This window comes from Pseudomonas kribbensis, from assembly GCF_003352185.1.
Taxonomy (GTDB): Bacteria; Pseudomonadota; Gammaproteobacteria; order Pseudomonadales; family Pseudomonadaceae; genus Aquipseudomonas; species Aquipseudomonas kribbensis.
Map to the genome: position 1 here is coordinate 4046222 of NZ_CP029608.1, position 26595 is coordinate 4072816.

Here is a 26595-nt window from a genome sequence, read left to right on the forward strand (position 1 = left end):
GTAAAAAGAGCCGGCATTCTAGGGTGGATCAGAGCTCGGCGGCCAGACGCGAGCCCTGATTGATCGCACGCTTGGCATCCAGTTCGGCCGCGACATCGGCGCCGCCGATCAGGTGCACATTCTGCCCGGCTGCCACCAGACCGTCGTGCAACTCACGCAGCGGATCCTGGCCGGCGCAGATGACGATGTTGTCCACTGGCAGCACTTGCGGCTCGCCGGTTTCGCCGATGCGGATGTGCAGGCCTTCGTCGTCGATCTTCAGGTATTCGACGCTGTTGAGCATCTGCACCTGCTTGTTCTTCAGACCGGTACGGTGAATCCAGCCGGTGGTTTTGCCCAGACCGTCGCCGACCTTGGATTTCTTGCGTTGCAGCAGGAACACGTCGCGCGCCGGTGCATGCGGTGCAGCCTTGATCCCGGCCACGCCACCACGGGCTTCCAGATTCGTGTCGATGCCCCACTCCTTCCAGAACGCAGCACGGTCCTGACTGGTGGCTACGCCTTCATGAACGAGGAATTCCGACACGTCGAAACCGATACCGCCGGCACCGATCACCGCCACACGCTTGCCCACCGGTTTACGCTCGAGCAACACATCCAGGTAGCTCAGCACCTTGGCGTTCTCGACACCCGGAATCGCTGGCACCCGCGGCGCAATGCCGGTGGCCAGAATGACTTCGTCGTAACCGCCCTCGACCAGTTTTGCCACATCGACGCGGGTGTTCAGGCACACCTCGACGTTGGTGGTCTGCAGCTTGCGTTTGAAGTAGCGCAGGGTTTCGTAGAACTCTTCCTTGCCCGGTACGCGCTTGGCGACGTTGAACTGGCCACCGATTTCGCTGGCCGAATCGAACAGCGTCACCTGATGGCCGCGTTCGGCAGCCACGGTGGCAGCGGACAGGCCCGCAGGGCCGGCACCGACCACAGCAATCTTCTTGATTTGTTTGACCGGCAGGTAGTTGAGTTCGGTCTCGTGGCAGGCACGCGGGTTGACCAGGCAACTGGTGAGCTTGCCGCCGAAGGTGTGATCGAGGCAGGCCTGGTTGCAGCCGATGCAGGTGTTGATTTCGTCGGCGCGGCCTTCGGCAGCCTTGTTGACGAAGTCCGGGTCGGCGAGGAACGGCCGCGCCATCGACACCATGTCGGCATCGCCTTCGGCCAGGATCTGCTCGGCGACTTCAGGGGTGTTGATGCGGTTGGTGGTGATCAGCGGAATGCTCACCGAACCCCGCAGCTTGGCCGTGACCTTGCTGAACGCCGCACGCGGCACTTTGGTGGCGATGGTCGGAATCCGCGCTTCGTGCCAGCCGATACCGGTGTTGATGATGGTCGCACCGGCCTGCTCGATGGCTTTGGCCAGGGTGACGATTTCTTCCCAGGTGCTGCCGCCTTCCACCAGATCGAGCATCGACAGACGGAAGATGATGATGAAGTTCGGACCGACCGCTTCACGCACCCGGCGAACGATCTCCACCGGCAGACGCATGCGGTTTTCGTAACTGCCGCCCCAGCGGTCGGTGCGGTGGTTGGTGTGGGCCGCGAGGAACTGGTTGATGAAGTAGCCTTCGGAACCCATGATTTCCACGCCGTCATACTCGGCGGTTTGGGCCAGTACCGAGCAGGTGACGAAATCGCGGATCTGTTTCTCGATGCCCTCTTCGTCCAGCTCTTTGGGCTTGAACGGGTTGATCGGCGCCTGGATTGCGCTCGGTGCGACCTGTTTCGGGCTGTAGGCATAACGACCGGCGTGGAGGATCTGCATGCAGATCTTGCCGCCCGCTTCATGCACGGCGCGGGTGACGATGCGGTGCTTGAGGGCTTCTTCCTCGGTGGTCAGCTTGGCGGCACCGGAGTACACGCCGCCCTCGTCGTTCGGGCCGATACCGCCGGTCACCATCAGGCCGACGCCGCCACGGGCGCGCTCGGCAAAATACGCCGCCATCCGCTCGAAGCCACCCGGCTTCTCTTCCAGGCCGGTGTGCATCGAGCCCATCAGGGTGCGGTTGCGCAGCGTGGTGAATCCCAGGTCCAGCGGGGCCAGCAGGTGCGGGTAAGTGGCGGTCATCGGTAACTCCACAGCGAGCGATCACGGAAAATGCGGGAGCTCTGCGTCCCCCGTCAGTCATGTTCGACAGCCTAAGAGTCGCATCGCTGTCACTCAATGACCGTAACTGACAAGTTATTGATCCAAATGCGCAGCGCCCCTTGGCAAGCGCAGGCGTGGGCCCTACCCTAGTCCCACACTCTGTACCCGGCTGTTGTTGGATTTCATGCGCAAACTTCTGTACCTGACCTTTTCCATGGCGCTGGTCGCCGCGCTCACTTTCTACGCCATGTGGGCGGCTGACCGCCCGGCCGGTCATTACCTGTCGGACCTGCGGATCAAACTGGCGGTCGATCAGGGTACCCGCGCCGATCGTGGCAATCTGCTGGGGATTCAGCCGGAACTGTTCCCCACCGACTACCAAAGCTCCGAGCGCCTGCACCGCAAACTCGCGGCCTATCTGCAGCAAGCGCAGGATCAGGGCCTGCTCAATGACAAAACCATCGTGGTGTTGCCCGAGCATGTCGGCACCTGGCTGATGATCAGCGGCGAAAAAGACGAGCTGTATCAGGCGCCCACCCTCGAAGAGGCAATGAACTGGCTGGCCGCCAGCAACCCGTTGCAGTTCGCCCGCGCCTGGCTTACCGCCAAAAGCAGCAGCCGTTTGGATGACGCCCACCTGCGGATGAAATCCCGAGACATGGCCAAGGACTATCAGCTGCTGTTCGGCGGCCTGGCCAGGGAATTCCATATCACGCTGGTGGCGGGCTCGATCGTGCTGCCGGAACCGAACATCATCGACGGCCGGCTCAAGGCCGGCAGCGGCGCGCTGTACAACACCAGCGTGGTGTTCGGTCGTGACGGCGCCCCGCTCGGCCAGCCGCAGCGGCAGATGCGCCCGATCTTCGATAAGGATCCAGCGGTCGGCACCGGCGATACTTCACAGATCAATGTGGTCGACACCCCCGCCGGACGCCTCGGCGTGCTGATCGGCAACGACAGCTGGTATCCGGACAACTATCGCAGGCTCGACGCGCAAGGTGCGCAACTGATCGCGGTGCCGGCGTACGTCATCGGGCATGGTGTATGGGATCAGCCGTGGCAGGGTTACCGGGGCATGAACGTGCCGGACTCGGTCAGCCTCAAACCGGGAGAGGTCAGCGAGGGCCAGGCTTGGCATCGCCTGACCCTGACGGCACAACCGCCGGGCAGCCGGGCGATTGCCGGCATGAGCGTATTCCTGCGCGGGCAGTTCTGGGACAGGTCGAGTTCCGGGCAGAGCTTCCTCAGCAGCAATGGCCAGCAGTTCGCCGACGGTGAGGCCCGTGGCGCGCGCTTGCTCAATCTCTGGCTGTAGACCATGAAACCGCTGCCGATGCGCCTCGGGGATCTGTCGGTGGGCTTCGTCCATAGCCTGGCCGATGCCGTGCGCAGCCATGACGCCGACCCGCAGCCATTGCTCGAACAATATGGACTCGACACCGCGCGACTGGCCGAAGCCGGCGCACGCCTGTCGATCCCGCGCTACATGCGCCTGGGTCACGGTGCAATCCAGTTGACCGGCGATCCGGCCCTCGGATTGCGCATGGGCCAGCTCAGTCGTCTCAGCCAGGCCGGACTGGCGGGCGTCACGGCAGCGCAGGCGCCGACCGTGCGCGAGGCCGCCCGCTGCCTGACGCGCTTCGAGCCGTTGTACGGCTCCAATTATCGTGGCCAGTCGAGTTTCCACGAGGACGCCAGCGGCGCGTGGCTGCGCTTTTACTCGATCAGCCCATACAACGCCTACAACCGCTTTGTGGTGGATTCAATCATCGCCGGGTGGCTGCATCAGTTGTCCAGCGTCAGCCCCGAACCGTTGCGCGCGGAACGAATCGAAATCGAGTTCGACACCCCGGACTACCGCGACGCCTACGCCGTGCTCGGCGAATGCCCGATCCAGTTCGGCGCCGAACACAATCAATTGCGCCTGAGCCTCGCCAGCCTGGCCCAACGCAATCCACAACACTGCCCCAGCACCTGGAAACATCTGCTGCAATTGTGTGAGCGGGAACTGGAACAACTGACGCGCACCCGCAGCCTGCGCGAGCGCATCACGCAATTGCTCGGGCCGTTGCTCAATGGCGGCCGGGAACCCGACCTGGAAGAAGTGGCGGCGCGCCTGAAGCTGCCGACCTGGACGTTAAGGCGAAAGCTGGCCGAAGAAGGCACGCAGTTTCGTGCAATCCTCAACGACACCCGCCGCGATCTGGCGATGACTTACATCCGCGACACTGAACTGGCGTTCGGTGAAATCGCCTACCTGCTGGGTTTTGCCTCGGCCGAAGCTTTCCAGCGCGCCTTCAAGCGCTGGAACGGCCAGACACCGGGCGAGTTCCGCCGCAGTCACCGCAAGACGGGCTGAAGCCTCAGAGCTCGGTGGCGTCTTCCGCAGGCTCCGGCGAATCCAGTTCGTAGGCCTGGAACTCAAGCAGTTCTTCTTGATAGTCATCCATCGTGTCATCCCCCTCACTGCTTTGCTGAAATGGCCTGGAGCAAATGACCAGTGCCTCGAGCATAAAGTGCCCGTATGAAGGAAAAATGAAACACGGCCTTCATGAAATAAACGTAGCAGGCGGTCAGGGATTTATCGCGGGGATTTTTTCAGAAGGTGTGAACCGACATTTCAGCTCACACAGGAATCGAAGCGGGAGCGACGTTGCGTCGCTCCCGCAACCGGTCAATGCCCGCTTGGCATCGCCGGGATCGGCTCTGATGGCGGCGGCAAGTCAGTCGGATTGGCCGGTGGCGTGATGACTTCCGGTGCCGGCGCTGATGTTGGAACCAGCTCCGAACCCGGGGCCGGGGTGATCGGCGCCGCCTCGGCTGGTGGAACGACCGGTTCCGAATTGGCCGGAGTCGGCTCCGCAGGGGCTGGCGCCGGGGTCGCGGCAGGTTCGGCGGCCGGGGCTGGCGCCGGAGTCGGCTCGGCCGCTGGCGTCGGGGCCAGCGCGGCCGGCGCAGCCTTGGGCTCCGGTACGCCCAGATCGGCCTTCGGCTTCTCGGTGATATGGGCGGCTTTCTTCGCATCGGCCGGCAGGAACAGCTCGACCAGGGTGAAGAAGCGCTCGTAGAACTTCTGCGAGGACACGGTTTCGCTGGCCACCTTGACCATCGAGTCGTCAGAGGAGCCGATCGGCATCGACACCGAGCCCAGCACACCCACACCGAGGCTGGCCGAGTTGTTGGTCTTCTTCAGCGCGTAGCGGTCCTGCAGGGCGTTGGCGAACACGGTCGCGTGGTGCGCGGAGCTGCCGTCATCGGTACACACCACGTTGAAGCTGATCTCCATGTGGGTTTCACCGGTCTGCTGGAAGCTCTTGTGCCCGCTGACCAGTTTCGGGTCGCTGCTGGTGATGATGTAGCCCTGGCTGAGCAACGCACGGCGCGCCGCTTCGCAGCTGGCGGCGTCGGTGACCGGATAGTTGCGCGAAAAGGTGCCGGAGTCGTCGAAGTTCTCATGCTCGTAGATAGGCTTGTCCTTGGAGCAGCCGGCAGCGGCGGTCAGCAACAACGCCAACCCGAAAAAACGCACGGGAATAGAATTCAACATTAAACATCCTGAGGGAAAACGGTCCGGGGCGTATTGTGCAACAGATCGCTGCCCCGCGGCGTACGGATTAGTGTCTTAAAACAGTTACAACTCTACTGACCCTCTGCGACCGGAAAAAGTCGCGCCGACAAATGATCAATGAACACCCGCAATTTGGCGGTTGCATGGCGACTGGATGGCCATAGCACCCAGAACTGTCCGACATGCTCCAGATGCTCATCCAGCACCCGCTGCAGGCGCCCCTGCCTTTGCGCCTCATGGGTCATGAAGTCCGGCAGGCAGGCAATACCCAGGCCGGCCAGTGTCGCATGGCTGACCGCTTCAATTGATGTACTGACCAGGCGTGTCGGCAATCTCGGCTCGGGAACACCCTCCTCGCGCTTCAGCGGCCAGGGTTCCAGTTTGCCCGTGGCGTGAAACGTGTGGCGCAGACAGGCGTGCTGCGCCAGATCGGCGGGGATCAGCGGCACACCGCGTTCGCGCAGATACCCGGGGCTGGCCACCAGCACCATGTAAAATTTCCCCAAAGGCCGGGCCATGAGTCGCGAATCCCGAGGTTTTCCTGTGCGGATGACCGCATCGAAGCCTTCCTCGACGACATCGACCATGCGATCGGTCAGGTCCAGATCCAGCTCGATCTGCGGGTACAGCGCCATGAATTCATTCATGACCGGCATCACCAGTTCATGCACCTGGGGCAAGCTGACCCGCAACTTGCCGTGAGGCGCCGATGCGGCATCACACAACTCGAATTCAGCCGCCTCGACCTCGGCGAGAATCTTGCGGCAGCGTTCGAGAAACAGCGCGCCTTCACTGGTGAGCGTGATGCTGCGGGTGGTGCGATGGAACAATCTGACCCCAAGCCGAGCCTCCAGCCGCGCGATGCTCTTGCCCACCGCCGAAGATGACACGCCTTGCATGCGGCCCGCCTCGGTAAAACTGCGGGTTTCCGCCACCTGCACGAACACCGAAATGCTGCCCAGACTGTCCATTCTTTCCCCCTGATTCACGACATTCCTGTCCGAGATGTTCGGAACCCTAACCTGTTTTTCCCGAATGTGCAGCGCCCTACCCTGTGGCCTTCATCTCCCTCGGCAAAATGGATGCTGGCTCATGAACGATGCACCACTCACTTCTGCAACGCTTGCCAACCCGGTCGAACCCGCAGAACGATTACCGTTGGGTGCCCTGCTCGCACTGGCCACCGCCGGATTCATTACCGTGCTGACCGAAGCCATGCCCGCCGGTCTGTTACCGCAGATGAGCACGGGTCTCGATGTCTCTCAGGCGCTGATCGGGCAACTGGTCACGCTGTACGCCATCGGATCGATGCTGGCGGCCATTCCGCTGACCATCGCCACCCGAGGCTGGCGTCGCCGACCGCTACTGTTATCAGCGATTGGCGGTTTTGCCATCGCCAACAGCATCACCGCGTTGTCGGAGTGGTACTGGCTGACATTGATTGCGCGCTTTATTGCCGGCGTGTTTGCCGGGTTGCTCTGGGCGTTGCTGGCAGGGTATGCGAGCCGAATGGTTGCCCCGCATTTGCAGGGCCGCGCCATCACCGTGGCAATGCTCGGCGCCCCTCTCGCGCTTTCGCTGGGCATACCGGCGGGTACACTGCTGGGAACTATGGTCGGCTGGCGGTTGAGCTTCGCGATCATGAGCGCAATGACCGTGCTGCTGGTGATCTGGGTACGCTGGCAAGTGCCAGACTTTGCCGGCGAACGTGCCGGAAAGCGCCTGCCCCTGCGTCAGGTGTTTACCCTGCCGGGCGTGCGATCCGTGTTGTTCGTGACGCTGTCCTACGTGGTCGCTCACAACCTTCTGTACACCTACATCGCGCCGTTCCTCGAACCCTCCGGGCTCGGTGCCGAAATCGACCGGGTGTTGCTGGTGTTCGGTCTGGCGTCGGTATTGAGCCTGTGGATCGTCGCCAGCCTGATTGATCGCTGGCTGCGGGAGCTGGTACTGATCAGCACCACATTGTTCTTGCTTTCCGCGATTGCCCTGGCCCTGTGGCGGGAAATACCCGGCGTGGTCTACGCCGCCACGGCGGTATGGGGGCTGGCCTTCGGCGCAATGCCTTCGCTGCTGCAGACGGCCTCGGCGAAAACCGCGAAGGACGCCGCCGACACCGCGCAATCGATGCTGGTGACCCTGTGGAATGTCGGCATTGCCGGTGGCGGACTGGCAGGTGGCCTGTTGCTGGCGAATCCGGGCGTCAGTGCCTTTCCCTGGATCGTTGCGGGCTTGTTGATTCTGACCCTCTGGGCGACCGCGAATGCCCGACAACATGGATTCCCACGCGCTGAATAGCGGGCAAAAAAAAGCCCCGGACTTTCATCCGGGGCTTCTTTTATCGCTCAGTCAGGCATCAGAAACGCTTGATGTCCGCTTCGCTTTCCAGCTGCTTGCGGTACGCCGCGAAGTCCTGCTGGCCTTCACGCGAAGCGAGGAAGCGACGGTATTGCGCTTTCTCTTCATCGGTCGGCGCAGCAGCTTCGTTCACAGCGTTCAGACGCACGATGGTCAGGCTGCCATCAGGCAGTGTCACGCTGCTGAAAGTCGGCTTGTCCTTGGCAGTCGGTTTCGGCATGCGGAACAACGCTTGCAGCACCGCAGGATCAACACCTTCCTGGGCACGGGTGGCGGCCTGGGTCACTTTCCAGTTCTGACCGTCGATGGCCTTGTCCAGCGGGGTCTTGCCGTCACGCAGACCGGCGATCAGTTGCTCCGCCTTGGTCTTGGCAGCCGCACTGGCGTGCTCTTTGGCCAACTGGGTGCGAATGGCAGTCGCCACGGCTTCCAGCGGCAGTTGCGCAGGCTTGAGGTGTTCCTTGGCGCGCAGCACGATCACGGTATCCGGATCCAGCTCGATGGCGGTGCTGTTGGCACCATCATCCAGCACTTCGTTGCTGAACGCGGCAGTGACCACGGCGCGGTTGGCCGCAACACCTTCGCCACCCTCACGGCCAAACGGCTTGGAGGTGTGCACGGTCAGTTTCAGATCCTGCGCCGGCTGCGCCAGGTCAGACGCCTCGAACGAGGAGTCTTCCAGCTGCTTGGTCGCCTCGACGAAACGCTGCTCGACCTGCTGGGCTTTCAGCTCGTGGGTCAGCTTGTCTTTCAGGCTGGCGAAGGTCGGCACTTCCGGCGCTTCGACGCCCAGCAGCTTGATCAGGTGGAAACCGAAATCGGTGCGAACCGGCTCGGACACTTGATCCTTGTTCAACGAATACAGGGCTTTCTCGAAGGCCGGGTCGTAGACGCCAGGACCGGCATAACCCAGGTCACCGCCGTTGTTGGCCGAGCCCGGATCCTGCGAGAACTCCTTGGCCAGCGCTTCGAACTTCTCGCCCTTGGCCAGACGTGCCTGAACCTCTTCGATCTTCGCCTTGGCCTGGGCCTCGGTGGTCTTGTCGTTCACTTCGATCAGAATGTGCGCCGCACGACGCTGTTCCGACAGGTTGGCGATTTCTTTCTGGTACGCCGCCTGCAGGTCTTCGTCCTTGACGGCAACCTGGTCGAAGAACGAAGCCTTCTTCAGCTCGAGGTAATCGATGACCACCTGATCCGGGGTCATGAATTCCTTGGCGTGTTCGTCGTAGTAAGCCTTGACCTCATCGTCGGTCAGCTTCACTGCCGCCGGATCAGCCTTGATGTTCAGCGAGGCGAAATCACGGGTCTGCTTTTCCAGGCGGGCAAACGCCAGCACTTGAGCGTCAGTCACGAAACCGCTGCCGGCTACGCCAGCGCGCAGCTGACCGATCAGCATTTCCTGAGCCAGCATCTGGCGGAATTGCATACGGCTGTAGCCCAGCTGACGGATCACCTGGTCGAAACGGTCGGAGCTGAACTTGCCATCAACCTGGAATTCAGGCGTTTGCAGGATCACCTGGTCCAGCGCCGCGTCGGAGAAGGCGAACTTCGATTTTTCTGCGCCTTGCAGCAGCAGCTTGCGATCGATCAGACCCTTGAGGGCCGATTCGCGCAGCATTTTTTCGTCGAGCAAGGAAGCATCGAAGTCCTTGCCCAGCTGTTGCATCAGCTGACGGCGTTGCATGTCAACGGCCTGGCTCAGCTCGTTCTGGCTGATTTCTTCACCATTGACCTTGGCCGCCTCGTTGGTGTGAGTCGTGGCCTTGAAAATGGCATCGAAACCGGTCAGGGCCATCAGTGCAACGATGACCCCGATAATGGTCTTGGCAATCCAGCCTTGTGAATTGTCCCTGATATTCTGCAGCATGCGTCCCCCAGAAACGGTTGAACTTCAAAAATTAGGCAACCGTGGAGCGTGGGTAGAATCCGGATAGAAGAAAGGCGCATCCGAGGATGCGCCTTCTCGTAACTGGCGGAGCGGACAGGGCTCGAACCCTCGATCCCGGCGTAGCAGGCAATTATTCCAAACCGCCTGCTCTACCGCTCCGCTGCCAAGTCAGGCATGACCCCGACCCGGATGGGTAAAAACCTGAATCAAACTTAGTTGACGGCTTCTTTCAGGGCTTTACCGGCTTTGAAACCTGGCTTCTTGGCTGCCGCGATTTCCAGAGTCTTGCCGGTCTGTGGGTTACGACCAATGCGAGCTGGACGATCGGTTACCGAGAAAGTACCGAAACCTACCAGAACTACGGAGTCGCCAGCCTTCAGAGCGCCAGTGACGGATTCGATTACAGCGTCCAGCGCACGGCCAGCAGCAGCTTTCGGGATATCAGCGGATGCAGCGATAGCATCAATCAGTTCCGACTTGTTCACTCTAAGTCCCCTTATATCTATTTTGAGATGATTCTAAGTTTTTTGGTGAAAGCAAAAACGAGTGCTGAATGGCCTACAGACACTTAAGAGCCGCTTTATAACAAGGGCTCTAAAAAACTGTCAACAAGCCCCCCAGCCAAAGACGTATTAATGCGTGCTAATTCTTTCCTTGGAATCGGACTCGCGTTTTTCATCCTTCGCGACAATCTCCGGAGCCACATCCGGCAAGGGCTCCGGCGCGTATTGCAGCGCAATTTGCAGGACCTCGTCAATCCATTTAACCGGTTTAATCTGCAGATCCTGCTTGATATTGTCAGGAATCTCCTTCAGATCACGCACGTTCTCTTCCGGAATAATCACGACCTTGATTCCACCACGGTGTGCGGCGAGGAGTTTTTCCTTCAGGCCACCAATGGCAAGGACTTGACCACGCAGGGTGATCTCGCCGGTCATGGCGACATCGGCGCGCACAGGAATACCCGTCAAAGCCGACACCAGTGCGGTGCACATGCCTACACCGGCGCTCGGACCGTCTTTCGGCGTAGCACCTTCCGGCATGTGAATGTGGGTGTCGCGCTTCTCGTGGAAGTCCAGGGGAATGCCCAGGCTCTTGGCACGGCTGCGCACAACGGTCAGGGCCGCAGTGATCGATTCGACCATTACGTCACCCAGCGAACCGGTCTTGATCAGTTGCCCTTTACCCGGCACGACGGCCGCTTCGATGGTGAGCAATTCACCGCCGACCTGAGTCCAGGCCAGGCCGGTCACCTGACCGATCTGATCCTGCTGCTCGGCCAGACCGTAGCGGAACTTGCGCACGCCAAGGAAGTGCTCCAGCAGATCAGCTGTCACTTTCACCGAGAAACGTTTTTCCAGCGCATGCTCTTTGACTGCCTTGCGGCAGACCTTGGCAATCTGCCGCTCGAGGCCACGCACACCGGCTTCGCGGGTGTAGTAACGGATGATGTCGCGGATCGCTTCTTCGTCGAACTCCAGCTCGCCTTTCTTCAGGCCGTTGGCGGCAATCTGTTTTGGCGACAGGTACTTGACCGCGATGTTGATCTTTTCGTCTTCGGTGTAGCCCGGCAGACGGATCACTTCCATCCGGTCCAGCAGCGCCGGCGGAATGTTCATCGAGTTCGAGGTGCAGAGGAACATCACATCCGACAGGTCGTAATCGACTTCCAGATAGTGATCGTTGAAGTTGTGGTTCTGCTCCGGATCGAGCACTTCCAGCAACGCCGACGCCGGATCGCCACGCATGTCGCTGCCCATTTTGTCGATTTCATCGAGCAGGAACAGCGGGTTGCGGACGCCCACCTTTGTCATCTTTTGAATCAATCTTCCTGGCATCGAACCGATGTAAGTCCGACGGTGACCACGGATTTCCGCTTCGTCACGCACGCCACCGAGAGCCATGCGCACGAATTTACGGTTGGTGGCGTGGGCAATCGACTCCGCCAGCGAGGTTTTACCCACGCCTGGAGGACCGACCAGGCACAACACCGGGCCACGAATCTTTTTCACGCGCTTCTGCACGGCGAGGTACTCAAGGATGCGTTCCTTGACCTCTTCCAGGCCGTAGTGATCGGCGTCGAGAATGTCTTCGGCACGGGCCAGATCCAGGCGTACCTTGCTCTGGGCCTTCCACGGCACCTGGACCAGCCAGTCGATGTAGGAACGCACGACGGTGGCCTCGGCCGACATCGGCGACATCTGCTTGAGCTTGTTCAGCTCGGCGGTGGCCTTGGCAAGGGCATCTTTCGGCAGACCGGCAGCGTCGATGCGCTTTTTCAGGTCTTCGATTTCGTTGTGGCCTTCGTCGCTGTCGCCGAGTTCCTTCTGAATGGCCTTCATCTGCTCATTCAGGTAGTACTCGCGCTGACTGCGCTCCATTTGCTTCTTGACGCGGCCGCGGATGCGCTTTTCGACCTGCAATAGGTCGATTTCGGCGTCCAGCAGAGCCAGGACGTGCTCGACCCGGGCAGCCAGGTCGATGATTTCGAGGATTTCCTGCTTCTGCTCGATCTTCAACGCCATGTGCGCGGCCATGGTGTCGACCAGACGGCCCGGCTCATCGATGCTGTTGAGCGACGACAGGACTTCAGCCGGGACTTTCTTGCCCAGCTGAACATATTGTTCGAATTGCGACAGCAGCGTGCGCACGAAGACTTCGGACTCGCGCTCGGCGGCGTCGACTTCGTCGATCAGGGAGACTTCGGCACGGCAGTGGCCATCGACCTCGCTGAAACGCTCGACAGTACCGCGCTGCTCGCCTTCGACCAGAACCTTTACGGTGCCGTCAGGCAGCTTGAGCAGTTGCAGAACGGTGGCAATGGTACCGACGCGATACAGAGCGTCTTCTCCGGGATCGTCGTCAGCCGGGTTTCTCTGGGCCAGCAGGAGGATCTGCTTGTCGCCCGTCATCGCGGCCTCGAGGGCTTCGATGGATTTCTCGCGCCCCACGAACAGCGGGATAACCATGTGCGGATACACAACGACATCACGCAATGGCAGGAGAGGCAATTCGATGGTGGTCTTCATGATTTCGCCTCTACGGCGGCCATATGGCCGTAATCAGATGGAATTAAGCTTGAAACCAAGATGGGGGCTGCCTTGAAAAAAAACAAGCGCAAAGCGGATGTAAAAAACGACATAAAAAAAAAGAGGCCCGAAGGCCCCTTCTTTGTTCCGGCAGGGTGGACACTTACGCGTCCGGCGCTGCCTTGGCCGTCGGCTCACTGTTTTCGTAGATATACAGTGGCTTGGACTTGCCTTCGATCACGCTTTCATCGATCACGACTTTGCTCACCTCGGACTGCGAGGGGATTTCATACATCGTGTCGAGCAACACACCTTCGAGAATCGAACGCAGACCACGGGCACCGGTTTTACGCTCCAGGGCACGTTTGGCGACCGATTTCAGCGCGTCGGAACGGAATTCCAGATCCACGCCTTCCATCTCGAACAGCTTGGCGTACTGTTTGGTCAGGGCATTTTTCGGCTCGGTGAGAATCTGCATCAATGCAGCCTCATCCAGCTCGTCCAGCGTCGCGAGGACCGGCAGACGACCGACGAATTCCGGGATCAGACCGAACTTGACCAGATCGTCAGGCTCGACTTCACGCAGGGACTCACCGACTTTCTTGCCTTCTTCCTTGCTGCGCACTTCTGCGTTGAAGCCGATGCCACCTTTGGTGGAACGGTTCTGAATCACTTTCTCCAGACCGGAGAACGCACCACCGCAGATGAACAGGATGTTACGGGTGTCGACCTGCAGGAACTCCTGCTGCGGATGCTTGCGGCCACCTTGCGGCGGAACGGAAGCGACCGTGCCTTCGATCAACTTGAGCAAGGCCTGCTGCACGCCTTCGCCGGAAACGTCCCGGGTGATCGACGGGTTGTCGGACTTGCGCGAAATCTTGTCGATTTCATCGATGTAGACAATGCCCATCTGGGCCTTTTCCACGTCGTAATCGCACTTCTGCAGCAACTTCTGAATGATGTTCTCGACGTCTTCACCCACGTAACCCGCCTCGGTGAGGGTGGTTGCGTCGGCGATGGTGAACGGAACGTTCAGCAAGCGGGCCAGGGTTTCGGCCAGCAGGGTTTTACCGGAGCCTGTCGGGCCGATCAGCAGGATGTTGCTCTTGCCGAGTTCGACGTCGTCAGCCTTTTTGTCACGCTGGTTCAGACGCTTGTAGTGGTTGTACACCGCTACCGCGAGAACCTTCTTCGCACGCTCCTGACCAATGACGTACTGGTCAAGGATGCCGCTGATTTCTTTAGGCGAAGGCAATTTATGCGCGCTGCTTTCGGCCTGTGCTTCCTGCACCTCCTCGCGGATGATGTCGTTGCACAGGTCGACGCACTCGTCGCAGATAAAGACCGAGGGGCCGGCAATCAATTTGCGCACTTCATGCTGGCTTTTGCCACAGAAGGAGCAATAGAGCAGCTTGCCGTTGTCCTCGCCGTTGCGGGTGTCAGTCATTCGTTCGATCCAAATCCGATAGGCTTGCAACACAAGATGAAGGCTATTGCGGGCTTTTTCAAGCCCGCCACTGATCGGACCAGCCGATCAGGCCTGTTTTGAGCTGCTTATTTTAAGCTGGACGCTGGTTGATCACTTCGTCGATCAAGCCGTATTCCTTCGCAGCTTCTGCACTCATGAAGTTGTCGCGGTTGGTATCGCGCTCGATTTCTTCCAGAGTGCGACCGCTGTGCTTGGCCATCAGCGTGTTCAGACGCTCGCGGATGAAGAGGATTTCCTTGGCGTGAATTTCGATATCCGACGCCTGGCCCTGGAAACCGCCCAGTGGCTGGTGAATCATCACTCGCGAGTTCGGCAGGCAGTAGCGCTTGCCCGGTGCACCTGCGGTCAGCAGGAATGCGCCCATGCTGCAGGCCTGACCGATGCAGGTGGTCGACACGTTTGGCTTGATGAACTGCATGGTGTCGTAGATCGACATGCCTGCAGTGACCGAGCCGCCCGGGGAGTTGATGTAAAGATGGATGTCCTTGTCCGGGTTTTCCGCTTCAAGGAACAGCAATTGCGCGCAGATCAGGTTGGCCATGTAGTCCTCTACCGGACCCACCAGAAAGATCACTCGCTCCTTGAGAAGACGCGAGTAGATGTCATAGGCGCGCTCGCCACGAGCAGATTGCTCGACAACCATCGGGACCAGGCCGCCGGCGGCCTGGATATCAGAGTTCTGCTGAATATAGGAATTACGGAACATGCTCTGCAGTCACTCCCAAATAGTCATGTCTTGAATACGCATAAGCCAGCTCGAAGGCTGGCTTATGGTGTGTGCTTCTAACGCAGAAACAATCAGTCGGCTTTTGGAGCTTCTACCGGCTTGACCGCTTCTTCGTAAGAGACCGATTTGTCGGTCACGCTAGCTTTCTGCAGAACAGTATCCACAACTTGTTCTTCCAGCACAACCGAACGGACTTCGTTCAGTTGCTGCTCGTTCTTGTAGTACCAGGACACAACCTGCTCAGGCTCTTGGTAAGCCGAAGCCATTTCCTGAATCATTTCGCGAACGCGGGCTTCGTCTGGCTTCAGGTCGAATTGCTTGACCACTTCAGCCACGATCAGACCCAGGACAACGCGGCGCTTGGCTTGCTCTTCGAACAGCTCGGCCGGCAGTTGGTCAGGCTTGATGTTGCCGCCGAACTGCTGAACAGCCTGCACGCGCAGACGGTCAACTTCGTTGGACAGCAGAGCCTTTGGCACTTCGATCGGGTTGGTGGCCAGCAGACCGTCCATTACCTGATTCTTGACCTTGGATTTGATCGCCTGGCGCAGTTCACGCTCCATGTTCTTGCGAACTTCGGTGCGGAAACCGTCGATGCCGCTTTCCTTGATGCCGAACTGGGCGAAGAACTCTTCGTTCAGCTCAGGCAGTTTTGGCTCGGAAACGGTGTTGACGGTCACGGTGAACTCGGCGGTTTTGCCAGCCAGGTCCAGGTTCTGATAGTCCTCTGGGAAGGTCAGGTTCAGAACGCGCTCTTCGCCGGCTTTGGCGCCAACCAGGCCTTCTTCGAAGCCAGGGATCATGCGGCCGGAACCCAGCACCAGCTGAGTGCCCTTGGCGGAACCGCCAGCGAACACTTCGCCGTCAACCTTGCCAACGAAATCGATGTTCAGCTGGTCTTCGTTCTGGGCAGCGCGATCGGCCACTTCAAAACGGGTGTTCTGCTTGCGCAGGATGTCCAGCATCTTGTCCAGATCGGCGTCAGCCACTTCAGCGCTCAGACGCTCAACGGTGATGCCTTCGAAACCGGCAACGGTGAACTCAGGGAACACTTCGAATACGGCTACGTATTCCAGGTCCTTGCCAGCTTCGAGCGACTTAGGCTCGATCGACGGCGAACCGGCCGGGTTCAGCTTCTGCTCAACCACAGCTTCGTAGAAAGAGGACTGGATCACGTCGCCGATCGCTTCCTGACGCGCATCAGCACCAAAACGGCGCTTGATTTCGCTCATAGGCACTTTGCCTGGACGGAAGCCAGCAATCTTGGCCTTCTGGGCAGTCTGCTGCAGACGCTTGTTGACCTGAGTCTCGATGCGCTCAGCCGGCACGGTGATGCTCATGCGGCGCTCAAGAGCAGTAGTATTTTCAACAGAAACTTGCATGGATATTCCTCGTTGCACAGACGTTAGCCGGCCGTTTCCGACCCAAGAATCAAGGGCAAGCATTCTAGTAGGTCAAACTCAAGAAGTCACCCTACTGAAAACGGGTAAAAAAACAGCAGGCAAATTGAAGGCGGGGACAAACGGTTGCGCCTCGCCCTGTTAGCAAATACAGCCAATCAAGCCAGGGCTCTGCGCCAACCTCTTCTATATATAGAGGCGGTTGAATCATCTCCCTGACAGCCAGCCCTGCATGGAAGGCTGGCGGGCAGCGCGGCATCATCGAGCAACATTGATACGACGAAGCGCCCTGCCCTGCGACCCGAAACCGGCAGTCGCCGAAAACTCGAATTCCTAAAACAAAAAAGGCGCCAGACTGTTAAATCTGGCGCCTTTCGAAATATGGGGTGGACGATGGGGATCGAACCCACGACAACGGGAGTCACAATCCCGTGCTCTACCAACTGAGCTACGCCCACCATATTGCGTGCCAAAGAAGCCAAACAACTTCTTTGTAGAACTTCACCCTACCAACGGCATGAATGAAGCTTTGATTGGTGCGGATGAAGAGACTCGAACTCTTACGCCTCGCGGCGCTGGAACCTAAATCCAGTGTGTCTACCAATTCCACCACATCCGCGGATGAAGCTTTTTAAAGCAAAGGCGCCAGACTGTTACATCTGGCGCCTTTCGAAATATGGGGTGGACGATGGGGATCGAACCCACGACAACGGGAGTCACAATCCCGTGCTCTACCAACTGAGCTACGCCCACCATATCGCGTTACTTGTGCCAAAGCTGCCTAATGGCGCACCCGGCAGGACTCGAACCTGCGACCATCCGCTTAGAAGGCGGATGCTCTATCCAGCTGAGCTACGGGCGCCTTGTTAGCTGTACCCTTGGAGGACTACAAACTAAGTGCTTTCCAGTCTCGCAAAACCTTGATTTCGCTCGACCTTCTTAACCAGTGCTAGGCTGTGCCCGACAAGTGCGACGAATAGTATAGAGCGACCTGCAGGTCGTCAAATCCTTTTTGAAAAAAATTCATTTAATTAAAGGGCTTAGGGGAATTTGCTGACCAAGCGCCTTTGCCCTCACCGTTTGACATGCGAGAATGCGTTCTCTTTTTTTCCCCTCTCGATGGTTAATCACGCGCAATGACTGCACAACTAATCGACGGCAAATCAATCGCCGCCAGCCTGCGCCAGCAGATCGCCCAACGGGTAGCCGAACGTCGCGAGCAAGGCTTGCGCACTCCCGGCCTCGCGGTGATCCTGGTCGGCAGCGATCCTGCCTCTCAGGTTTATGTCTCGCACAAGCGTAAAGACTGTGAAGAGGTCGGCTTCCTCTCCCAAGCCTACGACCTGCCTTCCGAAACCACTCAGGAAGCACTGACCGATCTGATCGATCGACTGAACGACGACCCGGCAATCGACGGCGTTCTGCTTCAACTTCCTCTGCCTGAGCACCTGGACGCGTCCAAACTGCTGGAACGCATCCGCCCGGACAAGGACGTCGACGGTTTCCATCCTTATAACGTCGGTCGCCTGGCCCAGCGCATTCCGCTGCTGCGTCCGTGCACGCCGAAAGGCATCATGACCCTGCTGGAAAGCACCGGTGTCGATCTGTACGGTATGGATGCAGTGGTCGTCGGCGCTTCCAACATCGTCGGTCGCCCGATGGCCATGGAGCTGCTGCTGGCCGGCTGCACCGTGACCGTGACCCACCGCTTCACCAAGGACCTGGCCGGCCACGTCGGCCGCGCCGACCTGGTGGTGGTTGCCGCCGGCAAGCCGGGCCTGGTCAAGGGGGAGTGGATCAAGGAAGGCGCGATCGTGATCGACGTCGGCATCAACCGGCAGGACGACGGCAAACTGGTCGGTGACGTTGTGTACGAAACCGCCCTGCCCCGCGCCGGCTGGATCACACCAGTACCGGGCGGCGTCGGCCCGATGACCCGTGCCTGTCTGCTGGAAAACACCCTCTACGCGGCAGAAACCCTGCACGCTTAAAGCGCTTTTTCCGCTCCAGAAGAACCCCGCCCCGTGCGGGGTTTTTCGTATCCTCGAAAAAACCTTTACCGTTCGCCGGAAACCCCTATTTTTACAGGGCTTTTCACGACTTTTTCATGCCCTTCAAACAACCATCGACAGATCTTCAGCCATACTCCTAGAATGCGTCGTTTTACGACACAGTCCGTTACAAAAACGGCATTTCCAACCTTCATGAGTTCGCCCGCGTGAATATTCGTCTGTCCATCCTGAGCCTGGTTTTTGCATTTTCAGGCACGCTCCTCACGCCAACGGTCAACGCCGCCGAAACCACCGCTGCCCCACGAGACGCTTCACAGTTGAAGATTGCCTCCGGCAGCGCCCTGCTGATGGATCTGCAGACCAACAAAGTCATCTACTCCAGCAATCCGGACGTGATCGTGCCGATCGCTTCCGTCAGCAAGTTGATGACCGGCCTGGTCGTGGTTGAAGCCCACCAGAACATGGACGAATGGATTGACGTCGACATCAGCCACACTCCGGAAATGAAAGGCGTGTTTTCCCGGGTCAAACTGCGCAGCGAACTGCCGCGCCGGGAGATGCTGCTGATCGCTTTGATGTCCTCGGAAAACCGCGCCGCCGCCAGTCTCGCCCATCACTATCCGGGCGGTTATGCAGCCTTCATCGCGGCGATGAACGCCAAGGCCAAGGCGCTGGGCATGACCAGCACCCACTTTGTGGAACCGACAGGCCTGTCGGAGCGCAACGTTTCCACCGCGCGCGACCTGAGCAAGTTGCTGATGGCTGCGCAAAAGCATCCGATCCTGACCGAACTTACCACCACCAAGGAAAAGACCGTCTCGTTCCGCAAACCCAATTACACCCTGGGTTTCCGTAACACCGACCACCTGGTGAACAAGGCCGACTGGGACATCAAGATTACCAAGACCGGCTTCACCAATCCGGCCGGCCATTGCCTGGTGCTCGTGACCCGGATGAGCAACCGCCCGGTTGCCCTGGTGATTCTCGACGCGTTCGGCAAGTACACCCACTTCGCCGATGCCAGCCGCATCCGCAGCTGGGTGGAAACTGGTCGGAGCACCAACGTTCCGGCAGTGGCCCAGCAATACAAGGCCGAGAAAAACCTCAAGGGTCGCCAGAGCGGCGTGGTCGAAGCGTCCAAGTAAATCGCGACACAAGAAAAAGCCCCGAATATTCGGGGCTTTTTTCGTCTGCCGGTTCAGTCGTTGGGCAGCGGCATCTGGTCATCATCGGGAATGCCGTCGCCAGCACTGGGATCGCGCCGATGTTCCGGGGGTACTACCGCAGGACGCGCCAATGGATCGCGCAGCGGACTGTCCGGATCCAGCACTGGATCAACGTCCGGCTCCGGCGTGGTCGGCACGCTGTCCGGTTTATGGTCGTCGAAGCTCGAATCGGTACTCATACGCACCTCTCGTTCGGGTAATCACCCGAAAAAACCGGGCGTTACCCTTAAGAGCGTAGCTGCGCGCCAGGGTGCCCGTCAGGAGACGGACGGAACCTCACTTCGCTTCCAGAGCCTTGCGCGCCTGCGCCGCCTCGCGTTCCTGGCCAGCCTGCGCCAGCTCATCAGCGGCTTTCAGCCAACGCTGGCGATCGACCGCTGCCGGGAGCTGCGAAGGCTTCTGAATCAATACCGCCCAGCCACCCGACTTCTCGAGCGCCGACTCGAAAGAACTGAAACTCATCAGTTCACGACGATTCATCCCCGCGCGCAAAAGAACCTTCTGCTTCTTGCGGTCATAGCCGGAAAGGATTGCGTACCGCGGCTCGGCCCAGAACGCCGATCCTTCGCTGAAACGCACCATTACCGGGTAACCCGCCGCCACCTGGGTCAGCAGCGCCGGCAAACGGGCATCTACCGGGTACACGACCATGCCGTATTCGCGGGCCAGGTTCTGCATATTCTGCTGAAGCTTGTCCTCGGCGCCCGGCAGGTGCAGTGGTTTTTCCAGCAACCCCGGGGTGATCACGATGCCTTGCTGCGACAGCAGACTGGCCAACACCTGCGGCCCGCTCTGATTGGCTTCGCCCCGATAGAAGGTGCCACTGAGCTCGACCCGCTCCGGCAGGCGCTGGACTTCCGGCGCCACACTGCCCGCACACCCCACCAAAGCTGTCACGCAACCGGCCACCAGCAGTGCCATGCGAATCCGGGAAAATAGCTGCACCATCGTCACTCTCTTGATCAGTTACCGGTCATCGTGTTCCGGCTTGGTCGAGGATCATAGGACGGCGCAACGCTGCGGTATAGCCCAAAGGGGCAGATGCATCGGCTGCATAGAGCGAAGTGATTGGTCACCACCGACCTTTGGTCAATAGCCTGAAACACGCCAGCGACTAGACTGTCACTCGAAAGACAGCAAAAGAGTGAGCGCCCGACGCAGGGCAAAGAGGAGGCACCGATGAGCCTGACCATGACCATTGTGATGTTGATTGCCGGCTGGCTGGCCGTTGCCGCTGCCATGTTGTGGGGCGTGCTGCGGATTTCCCGTCGCCATCACCACCCTGTGCAACCTGCACCGATCAAGAAGATCGAGAAACACAGCGCCCGTCACGCCACCGCGCACTGACATCTTTCAATCGATTCAAACGAAAAAGGCCGCGTGACTCTTGCGAGTGACGCGGCCTTCGCTTTTCCAGAGGTTACGCCTGGGCAGCCAGTTTCTTCTGCTTGGCGCGACGGGACATCATGTTCAACACCTCAATCGCAGCCGAGAACGCCATGGCGGCATACACATAACCTTTCGGTACGTGGGCGCCGAAACCTTCGGCGATCAGCGTCATGCCGATCATGATCAGGAAGCCCAGGGCCAGCATTACCACCGACGGGTTGTCGTTGATGAACTTGGCCAGCGGGTCAGCCGCAAACAGCATCACCAGTACCGAAACCACCACCGCGATCACCATGATCGGCAAGTGTTCGGTCATGCCGACAGCGGTAATGATGCTGTCGATCGAGAACACCATGTCCAGCATCAGGATCTGCCCGATGGCCGCGGCAAAGCCCAGGGTTACTGTCGAGGTAGCCGACTTCGGATCGTCCGGCACCGGGTCCATACTGTGATGGATCTCGGTCGTCGCCTTCCACACCAGGAACAGGCCACCGGCGATCAGGATCATGTCCTTCCAGGAGAACGCCTGGCCCAGGATCTCGATGACTGGCTCAGTCAACTGCACGATGAAGGCGATGGTGCTCAACAGCGCCAGACGCATGATCAGCGCCATGCCGATACCGAGGCGGCGGGCCTTCTGCCGGTACTGCTCGGGCAGCTTGTTGGTCAGGATCGAAATGAAGATCAGGTTATCGATGCCGAGCACGATTTCCATCACCACCAGTGTGGCCAAGGCAATCCAGGCCGTCGGGCTGGAAGCGAGTTCTAACAGGTATTCCATGGGTCAGTCCTGACTCTTGTAAGACGGTTTAGATGGTCTTGGAGGAAGATTCGGATTTTTCCGCATCTTTTTCCGGGGCTTCTTTTTTCTCGATCAGACCGCCAGTGGCTTCGCTGAGCGCCTGCTCGGCGGCTTTGTGCGTGTCGTCGATCGCCTGCTTGGCGCTCTCGGCGGCCTTGCCCATCAATTGCTGGGCGCTTTTTTCAGCCTGGTCGCAGCCCGCCATAAGCAGTAAAGACGTAAACATCAGTGCCGGGATCGTGTATTTCATAAGGGTTCCTTCGAATGAACAGACAGGGTCACAGACCGCCCGTCGATGGCTGGGCATTCTAGGGAGACAAACACTTCAGGAAAATTCGTATTTTTAGCGGCTATACTTCGATTTATACGAACTGTATTTGACGGACCAGACCCCATGCTCAATTACCGACAACTGCATTACTTCTGGGTGGTGGCCAAGACCGGCAGCATCGTGCGCGCCTGCGAGCAACTGAACCTCACGCCGCAGACCATCAGCGGGCAGATTTCCCTGCTCGAACAGACCTACGGCATCCAGTTGTTCCAGCGAGTCGGCCGGCAACTCGAACTCACCGAAGCCGGGCGCCAGGCCCTGCCTTACGCCGAGCAGATGTTCCAGCTCGGCGGCGAACTGGAACTGATGTTGCGCGCACAACCCAACGAGCAGCAGATCCTGTTCCGGGTCGGCGTGGCGGACGTGGTGCCCAAATCCATCGTCTATCGCCTGATCGCACCGACCATGGAGCTCAGCGAACCGCTGCGCATCACTTGCCGCGAAGACAAACTTGAGCGATTACTGGCGGACCTGGCGATCCAGCGCCTGGACCTGGTGATCTCCGACAGCCCGATGCCCTCGCACTTGGACATCAAGGGCTACAGCCAGAAACTCGGGGAATGCGGGATCAGTTTCTTTGCCACCGCAGAATTGGCGGCGTTATACGGTCAGGATTTTCCGCGCAGCCTGCACGGCGCGCCGCTGCTGATTCCCGGCGCGGAGACCGTGGTGCGCAGCCGTTTGCAGCGCTGGTTCGCCGAGCAGCAGATTCAGCCAAGGATTGTCGGGGAGTTCGATGACAGCGCCCTGATGCAGGCGTTCGGCCAGTCCGGGAGCGGGATCTTCATCGGCCCGAGCGTGATTGCCGATGAGGTGAAGCGCCAGTACGGCGTCGAGTTGATCGGCCAGACCGATGCGGTGAGTGAGTCGTTCTACGCGATCTCGGTGGAACGCAAGGTCAAGCACCCCGGCATCAAAGCGATTACCGAAGGTGCCCGACGCGAGCTGTTTACCGAGTTTTAAGCCGTTGCGCAGACATCGCGCGGCTTGAGCACCATCAACACCATGGCGAGGAAAATCGACAGCAGGATGAACGCGGCGGCCGCGAAGCCTACGAAGCCCAGGCCGGCACTGTCGATCACTCGACCGCCAATAATCGCGCCCAGACCGATCCCGAGGTTGGCCCCGGCAATGTTCAACGACGCAGCGAAGGCCGGCGCCTCAGGTGCGGCTTTCATCAAACGCACGTGGCTGACCAGAAACAGCGCCGCCTGAGTCACGCCCCAGATGCCCATGGCCGCCGCCAGACCCAGCGACGAATTGATGTTCGGTACCAGCGCCACCATCCCGGGAATCATGAACGCGCAGAACATCACCGAGGCCATCAGCGGATGGCGATCCACCGCGCGCCCGCCCAGCGAGTTGCCGATCAGCCCGACTGCGCCAAAGCCCATCAGGCACCAACCGACCACGGTGCCATTGAAGCCAGCCAGACGCTCAAGGATGTCCGCCAGATAGGTGTAGGCCGTGAACATGCCGCTGAACACCAGGATCGACAGCAATACATGGCCAAGCATCAGCGGGCTGCGCAGGATCTTGAACTGCGAAGCGAAGCTGACCTGGTGCTGGTGCAGGCTGGTTTTCGGCAGGTAGACAAACAGCAGCAAGGCCTTGGCGAACGCAATCACCGCCAGAATGGCGAATGCACTGCGCCAGCCGAACGCGTCGGAAATCAGCGTGCCCACCGGAATGCCGAACACCGTGGCACAGACGATGCCGAAGCCGATCTTGGCAATGGCGCGACCGGCGAAGTCCGGGCCGACGATGTCCACGGCAGTTTCGCTGGCCAGCGCCCAGAACACCGGCAACCCCAGCGCCGGGATCAGTCGAGCAATGGCCATGACCCAGATGTTCGGCGCCAGCGCCGCCACGGTATTGGCCAGACCAAACATGATCAGGATGGTGATGAACAGTTTGCGCCGTTCGAATCGGGCGAAATATGCGGTCAAGAAAGGACCGAACATGGCCACGGTGAAAGCGAATAGAGTCACCAGCAACCCGGCTTGCGGGATAGTGACTTCCAGGTCGCGGGCAATCGCCGGCAACAGGCCGACGATGACGAACTCCGTGGTCAGCACCGTGAATCCGGCGGCAGACAACAGAAGGATGGGCAACAGCATGAGGAACTCCAGCAAAACGACGACACCAGCGCTGACCCGAAGGCCCGCCGGCAGAACTTGAAAATAAGGATGCGCAATCTTAACAGAGTGTTTCCCGAGTGACTTGCACAAACCTGTCTATGTTGCCGGACGTTTCGGTGGCAGATCGTCACAGGCCTGAAGGATAAGGCCTACGCTGTGATAAAGTCCGCGCCCTGAAAAACGTACACCCTGTTCAGCCGCCCGTTTAACGGCGTGGCTGTCGCGTCATTCCTTTCGGTTCGTGTCTGTGGCCTGCCCCCGATTTATCGCCCGGATCACGCAACCTTGCACCCTATAAAAAGCAGAGATGCCGTTATGACCGCTTCATCCCCTTCTCTATTGCAACGCCTGCAAAGCCTCAGCCTGGTCACGCAGATCCTGATCGGCCTGATTGCCGGCATCGCCCTGGCGCTGCTCGCACCGGAAGCCGCGAAAGGCACCGCTTTCATCGGCAAGGTGTTCGTCTCGGCGCTGAAAGCCGTGGCGCCGATTCTGGTGTTCGTGCTGGTCATGGCCTCGATTGCCAACCACAAGCACGGCCAGGAAACCCATATCCGGCCAATTCTGTTCCTCTATCTGCTGGGCACCTTTGGCGCTGCGGTGGTGGCCGTGGTTGCCAGCACCCTTTTCCCGTCGCATCTGGTGCTGTCCACCGACAACGTCGCCGTGACGGCACCGGGCGGCATCGGTGAAGTCCTGCAAAGCCTGCTGTTGAGCGTGGTCGATAACCCGGTCACCGCGCTGATGAACGCCAACTTCATCGGCATTCTGGCCTGGGCCATCGGCATGGGCGTGGCCATCCGCCACGCCGGTGATACCACCCGGGAAGTGGTCAGCGATTTGTCCAACGGCGTGACCCTGATCGTGCGCGTGGTGATCCGCTTCGCACCGCTGGGGATTTTCGGCCTGGTGGCTTCGACCCTGGCCACTTCCGGTTTTGGCGCACTGGTCGGCTACGCTCACCTGTTGGCGGTGCTGTTGGGCTGCATGGCCTTCGTGGCACTGGTGATGAACCCGCTGATCGTGTTCTGGAAACTGCGCCGCAACCCGTATCCGCTGACGCTGAAATGCCTGCGTGAAAGCGGCATCACCGCGTTCTTCACGCGCAGTTCGGCGGCGAACATTCCGGTCAACCTGGAACTGAGCAAACGCCTGGGCCTGCACGAAGATACCTATTCGGTCTCGATTCCGCTGGGCGCGACCATCAACATGGCCGGTGCGTCGATCACCATCACCGTGCTGACCCTCGCCGCCGTGCATACACTGGGCATCGCCGTGGACATCCCGACCGCGATCCTGCTCAGCGTTGTCGCCGCAATCTGCGCGTGCGGTGCGTCCGGTGTAGCCGGCGGTTCGCTGCTGCTGATCCCGCTGGCGTGCAGCCTGTTCGGCATCCCGAGCGAAATCGCCATGCAGGTGGTGGCGGTCGGTTTCATCATCGGCGTACTGCAGGATTCGGCCGAGACGGCGCTGAACTCCTCAACCGACGTGCTGTTCACCGCTGCGGCTTGCCTGGGCGAAGAACAGAAAGCCCAGCGTCCGGCGTAAACACCGAGCGCAATAAAAAGCCCGCCAAGGCGCAAACCTTGGCGGGCTTTTTGTTGCGTCGGGTTTAGAACGCGCCCATGTAATCGCGCTTGCCGATTTCAACGCCGTTGTGACGCAGCAGGTCGTAAGCGGTGGTGACGTGGAAGAAGAACTGCGGCAGGCCGTAGCTCAGCAGGTAAGCCTGGCCGCTGAAGCGCTTCTCTTTCGGGGTGCCCGGACGGGTCACGATCTCGATGCCTTCCTTGCCGTTGATTTGCTCAGGCTTGATCTCGCCGATGAAGGCCAGGACCTTGGTGATCAGCGCTTGCAGCTCGGCGAAGGTGGTTTCGGTGTCGTCGTATTTCGGGATTTCGACTTCGGCCAGACGCGAGGAAACGCCTTTGGCGAAGTCCACGGCGATCTGCACCTGACGCACCAGCGGAAACATGTCCGGGTACAGACGCGCTTGCAGGAAGGCGTTCGGGTCGATGTTTTTCGCGGTGGCGTGGGCTTCGGCTTTTTTCAGCACATCGCTCAGGGCGTTGAGCATTTGTTGGAAAACCGGGACGGATGCGGCGTACAGGGAAATGGTCATGGCAGTCTCACGTGGTGGCTGGGT

Annotated in this window: 24 protein-coding genes and 4 tRNA genes; 8 read left to right on the plus strand and 20 right to left on the minus strand. The window is 59.6% G+C overall.

Annotated features, from left to right (window positions below):
* Positions 1–28 precede the first annotated feature (28 nt).
* Entirely contained in the window at positions 29–2065 is a 2037-nt protein-coding gene (locus tag DLD99_RS18450) for an NADPH-dependent 2,4-dienoyl-CoA reductase (RefSeq protein WP_114884129.1), read from the minus strand.
* A gap of 205 nt (positions 2066–2270) precedes the next feature.
* Between DLD99_RS18450 and DLD99_RS18455 the strand changes: the two genes are divergently transcribed.
* Together DLD99_RS18455 and DLD99_RS18460 are read left to right on the plus strand one after the other, a co-directional pair.
* Positions 2271–3401: a carbon-nitrogen hydrolase family protein gene (locus DLD99_RS18455; protein ID WP_114884131.1), complete on the plus strand. Its 1131-nt coding sequence runs from the start codon at positions 2271–2273 to the stop codon at positions 3399–3401.
* Between the two features lie 3 nt (positions 3402–3404).
* Positions 3405–4445: an AraC family transcriptional regulator gene (locus DLD99_RS18460; RefSeq protein WP_114884133.1), complete on the plus strand. Its 1041-nt coding sequence runs from the start codon at positions 3405–3407 to the stop codon at positions 4443–4445.
* A 4-nt stretch (positions 4446–4449) separates the two neighbouring features.
* Here the strand turns inward: DLD99_RS18460 and DLD99_RS29245 are convergent, their stop codons facing one another.
* From DLD99_RS29245 to DLD99_RS18470, 3 genes are all read right to left on the minus strand, one after another.
* Entirely contained in the window at positions 4450–4599 is a 150-nt protein-coding gene (locus DLD99_RS29245; RefSeq protein ID WP_167443779.1) for a hypothetical protein, read from the minus strand.
* Positions 4600–4760: 161 nt separating this feature from the next.
* Positions 4761–5633: a DUF2242 domain-containing protein gene (locus tag DLD99_RS18465; RefSeq protein WP_114884135.1), complete on the minus strand. Its 873-nt coding sequence runs from the start codon at positions 5631–5633 to the stop codon at positions 4761–4763.
* Between the two features lie 92 nt (positions 5634–5725).
* Positions 5726–6625, minus strand: coding sequence for a LysR family transcriptional regulator (locus tag DLD99_RS18470; protein WP_114884137.1), 900 nt, complete (start codon positions 6623–6625; stop codon positions 5726–5728).
* Positions 6626–6746: 121 nt separating this feature from the next.
* Between DLD99_RS18470 and DLD99_RS18475 the strand changes: the two genes are divergently transcribed.
* Positions 6747–7952 (plus strand): MFS transporter, encoded by a 1206-nt coding sequence (locus DLD99_RS18475; RefSeq protein WP_114884139.1) that lies wholly within the window; start codon positions 6747–6749, stop codon positions 7950–7952.
* 58 nt (positions 7953–8010) lie between these two features.
* On the opposite strand, the gene DLD99_RS18480 is transcribed toward DLD99_RS18475, so the two are convergent.
* From DLD99_RS18480 to DLD99_RS18525, 10 genes are all read right to left on the minus strand, one after another.
* Entirely contained in the window at positions 8011–9882 is a 1872-nt protein-coding gene (locus tag DLD99_RS18480) for a SurA N-terminal domain-containing protein (RefSeq protein WP_114884141.1), read from the minus strand.
* Positions 9883–10115: 233 nt separating this feature from the next.
* A complete protein-coding gene (locus DLD99_RS18485; protein WP_002552737.1) occupies positions 10116–10388 on the minus strand; it encodes an HU family DNA-binding protein in 273 nt (90 codons plus the stop codon).
* Positions 10389–10535: 147 nt separating this feature from the next.
* A complete protein-coding gene (lon, locus tag DLD99_RS18490) occupies positions 10536–12932 on the minus strand; it encodes an endopeptidase La (protein WP_085712471.1) in 2397 nt (798 codons plus the stop codon).
* 163 nt (positions 12933–13095) lie between these two features.
* On the minus strand, positions 13096–14379 hold the full coding sequence (gene clpX, locus DLD99_RS18495) for an ATP-dependent Clp protease ATP-binding subunit ClpX (RefSeq protein ID WP_016775335.1): 1284 nt from the start codon (positions 14377–14379) through the stop codon (positions 13096–13098).
* A gap of 112 nt (positions 14380–14491) precedes the next feature.
* Complete coding sequence (gene clpP, locus DLD99_RS18500; protein WP_053161532.1) at positions 14492–15127, minus strand: ATP-dependent Clp endopeptidase proteolytic subunit ClpP; 636 nt, start codon at positions 15125–15127, stop codon at positions 14492–14494.
* Positions 15128–15219: 92 nt separating this feature from the next.
* Complete coding sequence (gene tig / locus DLD99_RS18505) at positions 15220–16530, minus strand: trigger factor (RefSeq protein ID WP_085712472.1); 1311 nt, start codon at positions 16528–16530, stop codon at positions 15220–15222.
* A 400-nt stretch (positions 16531–16930) separates the two neighbouring features.
* Positions 16931–17006: transfer RNA gene (locus DLD99_RS18510), tRNA-His, on the minus strand.
* A 76-nt stretch (positions 17007–17082) separates the two neighbouring features.
* Positions 17083–17167: transfer RNA gene (locus DLD99_RS18515), tRNA-Leu, on the minus strand.
* Between the two features lie 58 nt (positions 17168–17225).
* A tRNA-His gene (locus DLD99_RS18520) sits at positions 17226–17301 on the minus strand.
* Between the two features lie 32 nt (positions 17302–17333).
* A tRNA-Arg gene (locus tag DLD99_RS18525) sits at positions 17334–17410 on the minus strand.
* Between the two features lie 274 nt (positions 17411–17684).
* Between DLD99_RS18525 and folD the strand changes: the two genes are divergently transcribed.
* The gene (gene folD, locus DLD99_RS18530; protein WP_085712473.1) at positions 17685–18539 is read left to right on the plus strand and encodes a bifunctional methylenetetrahydrofolate dehydrogenase/methenyltetrahydrofolate cyclohydrolase FolD; all 855 of its coding nucleotides are present in this window, start codon (positions 17685–17687) and stop codon (positions 18537–18539) included.
* Between the two features lie 227 nt (positions 18540–18766).
* On the plus strand, positions 18767–19705 hold the full coding sequence (gene pbpG / locus DLD99_RS18535; protein ID WP_085712474.1) for a D-alanyl-D-alanine endopeptidase: 939 nt from the start codon (positions 18767–18769) through the stop codon (positions 19703–19705).
* A gap of 53 nt (positions 19706–19758) precedes the next feature.
* Here pbpG and DLD99_RS18540 read toward each other — a convergent pair whose 3' ends face one another.
* Both DLD99_RS18540 and DLD99_RS18545 read right to left on the minus strand, forming a co-directional pair.
* Positions 19759–19965, minus strand: coding sequence for a hypothetical protein (locus DLD99_RS18540; protein ID WP_114884143.1), 207 nt, complete (start codon positions 19963–19965; stop codon positions 19759–19761).
* A gap of 97 nt (positions 19966–20062) precedes the next feature.
* Positions 20063–20734 carry a peptidase C39 family protein gene (locus DLD99_RS18545; protein ID WP_114884145.1) on the minus strand — a complete coding sequence of 224 codons (672 nt, stop codon included), beginning with the start codon at positions 20732–20734 and terminating at the stop codon, positions 20063–20065.
* A gap of 231 nt (positions 20735–20965) precedes the next feature.
* On the opposite strand from DLD99_RS18545, the gene DLD99_RS29250 reads away from it, so the two are divergent.
* Complete coding sequence (locus tag DLD99_RS29250; RefSeq protein WP_167443780.1) at positions 20966–21133, plus strand: hypothetical protein; 168 nt, start codon at positions 20966–20968, stop codon at positions 21131–21133.
* Positions 21134–21206: 73 nt separating this feature from the next.
* On the opposite strand, the gene DLD99_RS18550 is transcribed toward DLD99_RS29250, so the two are convergent.
* Positions 21207–21956: a TerC family protein gene (locus tag DLD99_RS18550; RefSeq protein WP_085712478.1), complete on the minus strand. Its 750-nt coding sequence runs from the start codon at positions 21954–21956 to the stop codon at positions 21207–21209.
* Positions 21957–21984: 28 nt separating this feature from the next.
* Positions 21985–22227 (minus strand): hypothetical protein, encoded by a 243-nt coding sequence (locus DLD99_RS18555; RefSeq protein WP_114884147.1) that lies wholly within the window; start codon positions 22225–22227, stop codon positions 21985–21987.
* A gap of 144 nt (positions 22228–22371) precedes the next feature.
* Between DLD99_RS18555 and nhaR the strand changes: the two genes are divergently transcribed.
* Positions 22372–23271 carry a transcriptional activator NhaR gene (gene nhaR, locus DLD99_RS18560; RefSeq protein WP_114884149.1) on the plus strand — a complete coding sequence of 300 codons (900 nt, stop codon included), beginning with the start codon at positions 22372–22374 and terminating at the stop codon, positions 23269–23271.
* On the opposite strand, the gene DLD99_RS18565 is transcribed toward nhaR, so the two are convergent.
* Positions 23268–24428 carry an MFS transporter gene (locus DLD99_RS18565; RefSeq protein WP_114884151.1) on the minus strand — a complete coding sequence of 387 codons (1161 nt, stop codon included), beginning with the start codon at positions 24426–24428 and terminating at the stop codon, positions 23268–23270. The genes nhaR and DLD99_RS18565 overlap by 4 nt on opposite strands.
* Positions 24429–24764: 336 nt before the next feature.
* Between DLD99_RS18565 and sstT the strand changes: the two genes are divergently transcribed.
* Positions 24765–25997: a serine/threonine transporter SstT gene (sstT, locus tag DLD99_RS18570; protein ID WP_114884153.1), complete on the plus strand. Its 1233-nt coding sequence runs from the start codon at positions 24765–24767 to the stop codon at positions 25995–25997.
* Between the two features lie 64 nt (positions 25998–26061).
* Here the strand turns inward: sstT and DLD99_RS18575 are convergent, their stop codons facing one another.
* Positions 26062–26571 carry a DUF1993 domain-containing protein gene (locus DLD99_RS18575; RefSeq protein ID WP_085732225.1) on the minus strand — a complete coding sequence of 170 codons (510 nt, stop codon included), beginning with the start codon at positions 26569–26571 and terminating at the stop codon, positions 26062–26064.
* Positions 26572–26595 lie beyond the last annotated feature (24 nt).